This is a genomic window from Hydrocoleum sp. CS-953, assembly GCF_002260545.1.
GTDB lineage: Bacteria > Cyanobacteriota > Cyanobacteriia > Cyanobacteriales > Microcoleaceae > Trichodesmium.
Window position 1 is genome coordinate 1 of the sequence record NZ_LGSU01000776.1, and the last position, 4,592, is coordinate 4,592.

The window sequence follows — 4,592 nt, forward strand, 5'->3', positions numbered from 1 at the left end:
AATGGAGAGTCGAGTGGTTCAGCCTACTTATTTGACACTACTACTGGCAGCTTTCTCCAGAAATTGATCGCACCCGACGGTTCTGAAGTGGATAACTTCGGAATCTCAGTAGCTCTAAGCAACAATACAGCCGTGATAGGTGCATGGGGAGACGACGACAACGGATTCAACAGTGGTTCAGCCTACCTGTTTACCACTAACACTAAATCAACACCAGAACCATCATCGCTCTTAGGAATACTAGGCACAGTAGCGATCGCCGCCTTATCCCGAAAGAAGCAGCAGAAAAAATAACAATAAACATTTCTCATAACAAATTTATCAAGCAAAGAAATTAGCCTCAAAATCTTTGCTTGATTTTTTTTGAGAATTCTAATTATCCTGCCAATGAACCAGCTTTTCAAACACTTAGCGATCGCCAACCATATATCTATTAGATGATGTCAAGCTATTCAACACCACTTTCATATTTTCAAAAAGCTGAAAAATCTCTCCTATATCTATTCCGTGAAATAATTGCTTGAAATTATAGTATTGCAACACTAATTAAGATTCTGCTTGAATCTTTTCTATTGCTTTCTCAACTTTCTGTGCTTCTTCCATTTTTCCTTGTTCTTTTAATAAGTCTCTAGCTTTAGTCAGAGATACTACTGCTTCAGGTCGTTTATTTTCTAAATACAAAGCTACCCCTAATTGATAATGAAGCACTGCTAGCTCTGGTCTGAGGCGAACAGCATTTTCAAATTGGGATATTGCTTCCGACAAATTATTTTGATTGGCCAAAAGACTGCCTAGGTTAGCATAAGCTTCTGCAAATTCTGAGTCAAGTTCAATAGCTTTGCGAAATGCTGTTTCTGCTGATTCGAGGTCTCCTTCTTTGTAGAGTTTAACCCCCCGCTCAAATTCTGCTTTAGCTTCTTGGTTGAGAACAATAACTGTGGTGTTAGTTGATTGAATTTGTTTAGGGGTTGGTTGAAAAGAAGAAGCGTTAGCTGGAGTAGTGCTGAGTATGCTCAGTATTGCAGTTATGGCCAATAAACCGTACTTAGATTTTTTATAACACATTTTTGAGAATTTTAGTAGTAATGCTTACTGATTCAGCATACTACCTATTTTCTAATTTGAGCATCTCTTGAGAAATAAATCTCTATAGCAGTCAAGTTGTTTAAGCTTTTCACTCTGTTTTTTCAGCAGTTATTTACTATCAGAAATTTGTTCAAAATGAGCATCTTGACTCTTGACTTTTATCTAAGATTTATTTAGAAGCAAGAATAATGTTTGGTATTTGCTATTTTTATATCTGTGGTGCAAGGAAAATCATGGCAGTTTTGTCAAACATTTGTTATATTTTTTAACATAATGCGGTGCTGGTCATAACTGATTATCAGACTTCCTAAAAAGATTAGGCGATCGCTAAGTCCAGTAATACATATCTGGATTTATTCGGTATCTACCATTTTTCTCAAATATTGCTACATATCATATCTCAAGAATCAAATAATATAATCTTAATTTAAGATAATCCAGTGTAGCTTAAGTTTATGGAATTGGTATTAATTTTTTATATCTAGATTTACTGCTCCAACTAGGAAGTATGGTCAGTAGGTAATTGTTGGTATTAAAGGAGTTAAACTATGGAGCAACCTATGGAACTGCCACTAGAAAAGCAATTTAGCGTTCGGTCTTTTGAGACTCAGGTGCGACAAATGAATTTACAACAAGCTCAAGAATGCTTAGTTGAACTATATCAACAAATGTTGGTAAGGGAAACTCTTTACCAACAATTTTTAAAGCATAATTGGGGATTAGAATCTAATCCTGATTTTGATTAAGTACAGAAATTTTCCTAGGGGCGACCTCCTTCTCTGACTCTATTTCATAAGTTTTAAATAGATTTGGGGATGATGGGGCGTCAAGTAATTTTTCAAATATCATAAACTTTGTAGGCAAATATAGCCCATTAATTGATTCAAAGAATTTTATAACTTTTAGTAAGATTAACTACTCTAGCTGACGCTCTATAGTTGCTTCCATAGCACTAATCAAAGAAGGACCTGTTAAAATCCCACTACTGGAGTAATATCGATCTTTATCTAAGCGGAGTAAAGTTTCAAAACCACTACGACGTTGGCGGTCATTTCCCAGTACCCAATAGCGCTGAATAATTGAATCAATACCAAGCCATCCTTCTCCTTCCACTTTTCCTAGTTCGCTGTGTTGTAGAAGAAAGGTATAGCGTCGTTCGTCACTGTCAAGACGCCCTTTATACTGTAAACTAATCTCCTCACGGTCTTGACTAGGAAATATTAGCTTTGTTTCCATAGAGAACCAATCTGTACGATCCCATGTCACGATAGTTGTACCCTTGACAGTAATCAACATTCCGTTACGTTCTAGCCAATTTCCTGCAATCATCCATTGGCCTGATTCTAATATAAATGTATGAACCACAGTCCTATTCCTATACTGCTAATACTAGATCGATCAAATTTACGGCTTGGATACCCAACCATTACCATTAGGTTAGGTGGGGAGGAAAGCTGCCGTTACAGCCCATTGTCTCTAGCCAACTAAAAGGATACAGACTTGGGGAAAATCTGTAGGGTTGTTGGGCCTACCACAGTTTGTAGGCTCAGATTACTTTTTCCCCAGAGGGCTTCAACAACTGTTTAGACTTGGAACTCACTTCCCGCTGGTCTTGGCAGAAGCTCAACTAAAGTATTAGGGAGTTCTAAATCAAAAAATATGCCCCTACACTAAACCTAGGAAGCAGTTATCAGGCAGTATGGGTACTTGAACCATATAGCAATCTAGTAGTTTGACAAAAACGATATTTTGTGTATCCAAGACACCAATTTGCCAGAAGCTCAGATAATTATAGTAAAAGTCCAACGCCCTCAACCCTTAGCCGGAAAAGGTAGGCAAATTGATTTACCAAGTATAGTGCTAGCACTATATGTGTATTTTAGACTATCTAGAGGACTTGTGTGCAAAAATTAGGATTAGGAAAAATGCCTAGGAATATTCTCTAGTGACTAAATGTAAATTTAGTTGCTCTAAACCATTTTTTGATTAGCAAAAGATATCAAGGCCAACATACTTGACTTTTGTTCTCAAATAAGGCCAATTACATTTGTAATATCCATCCCCTGGTTGATAATTATCCAGACCTACCTTTTAGTAATTAAAGGTATGTGTCAAACAATATCCTTACATATTACATATTTACAGCCTATTTTAAGATGGTGAGGTACAGTTTAAAATTAATCTCTTTTTCCTGTTCCCTGTTGTCTGTTCCCTGTTGCCTAAAATCTAAGAATTTTGTACCTTCAAGACTCCAAAACTGCTGTAAGATTTTCTCAGAATAATGGAAACCCATCATTTAAAAATTGACAAACCACTACTGTTTGATGCTCATAACTGCATCCAACAATAAATCAGCACCAAAACGCACAGGGTCTGTACAAGGTAAACCAGTTTCTGTTTCTACTTGAGCGATCGCTTTCTTAGCAGCTACTTCATCTAAATGAAAAGTATTCATGGCAATACCTCTAACTCGTGCTGGCTCCATAGCACCACCTACACCAGCTACCATTTCGTACAACTGAACCACTATTGGTAAGGGCGGAATCAATATCTGGGGATGATTGCGGATATGAGTTTGATGGGCACGATGCACCAATATCAAATCAGTAGGTTGGGTACCGCGCAATAGTGGGAGAGTTGCAGTAGAGCCTGGATGCAATAGGGAACCTTGCCCTTCAACAATAAGCAAGTCATGGGTATTGCCAAACTGCATAATCATTTGTTCGACTGCTCCAGCAGCAAAGTCAACCCGTACTGCATCCAACGCAATACCATCGCCAGCAATCATCAAACCCGCTTGTCCTGTGGCCAGAAATTTAGGGTTGAGACCTCGGTGTTGAGCAGTTGCATTTAGTTCTAAACTGGTAGACATTTTGCCGATCGCCATGTCTGTCCCTACTGTTAAAACCCGCTGACAAGAAAGTGTTCTAGCTTTCCCACTACCAATAGTTAATCCTTGAGGTTCCTGACGGACATCCCATATCCATTGCGTATGTCGTAATAGTGGTAAAATATCCGGATGATTAGCGAGTGGGGTATGTAAACCGTTGACTACTGATAATCCAGAGGCAACTGCTGCTTTGATTTCTTCAAACCATTCGTTAGGTAAAGCACCACCAGAAGGAGCAATACCAATGACTAATATTTCCGGATGAAAGGCGATCGCTTCAGCAACGGAAGCAACTATAGGGATATCACGGTGAATTTTAGTAAATTCGGGCAATGATTTTCCAGCAGATTGGCGATCGATGACGGCAACGATTTCTGCTTGGCTGTAACGTAATAGTGATAACCCTGTTTTTCCATGTAACCCTTGAATGCCATCGTGTAGCAAGATTGCTATTTTTCCATTTTGGATTTTTGATTGTGGATTTTCTGTCGTCATAATTTTCTCAAGAAAAAATTCTATTTGGTGATTTAACTAATTAACTATTAATATAGAGAGGGTTCCCCATTTCAATTCTAGATTTTAAGAAAAACAGAAAAAGTAATTGAAAACTTAATAC

Annotated in this window: 6 protein-coding genes; 2 read left to right on the forward strand and 4 right to left on the reverse strand. The window is 37.9% G+C overall.

What is annotated here, in order from left to right; all coding sequences use genetic code 11:
• Positions 1 to 294 (forward strand): PEP-CTERM sorting domain-containing protein (locus AFK68_RS09550; RefSeq protein ID WP_143437737.1); only part of this gene is annotated, 294 nt, incomplete at its 5' end.
• A 114-nt stretch (positions 295 to 408) separates the two neighbouring features.
• On the opposite strand, the gene AFK68_RS43395 is transcribed toward AFK68_RS09550, so the two are convergent.
• On the reverse strand, positions 409 to 543 hold the full coding sequence (locus tag AFK68_RS43395) for a hypothetical protein (RefSeq protein WP_256386526.1): 135 nt from the start codon (positions 541 to 543) through the stop codon (positions 409 to 411).
• Between the two features lie 3 nt (positions 544 to 546).
• The gene (locus AFK68_RS09555; RefSeq protein WP_094672512.1) at positions 547 to 1,065 is read right to left on the reverse strand and encodes a tetratricopeptide repeat protein; all 519 of its coding nucleotides are present in this window, start codon (positions 1,063 to 1,065) and stop codon (positions 547 to 549) included.
• A gap of 569 nt (positions 1,066 to 1,634) precedes the next feature.
• Here AFK68_RS09555 and AFK68_RS09560 point away from each other — a divergent pair.
• Positions 1,635 to 1,832, forward strand: a complete 198-nt coding sequence (locus tag AFK68_RS09560) for an NblA/ycf18 family protein (protein WP_094672513.1) — start codon at positions 1,635 to 1,637, stop codon at positions 1,830 to 1,832.
• Between the two features lie 169 nt (positions 1,833 to 2,001).
• Here AFK68_RS09560 and AFK68_RS09565 read toward each other — a convergent pair whose 3' ends face one another.
• A complete protein-coding gene (locus AFK68_RS09565; protein ID WP_094672514.1) occupies positions 2,002 to 2,451 on the reverse strand; it encodes a hypothetical protein in 450 nt (149 codons plus the stop codon).
• A 949-nt stretch (positions 2,452 to 3,400) separates the two neighbouring features.
• On the reverse strand, positions 3,401 to 4,471 hold the full coding sequence (locus tag AFK68_RS09570; protein ID WP_094672515.1) for a DUF1611 domain-containing protein: 1,071 nt from the start codon (positions 4,469 to 4,471) through the stop codon (positions 3,401 to 3,403).
• Between the last annotated feature and the right edge of the window lie 121 nt (positions 4,472 to 4,592).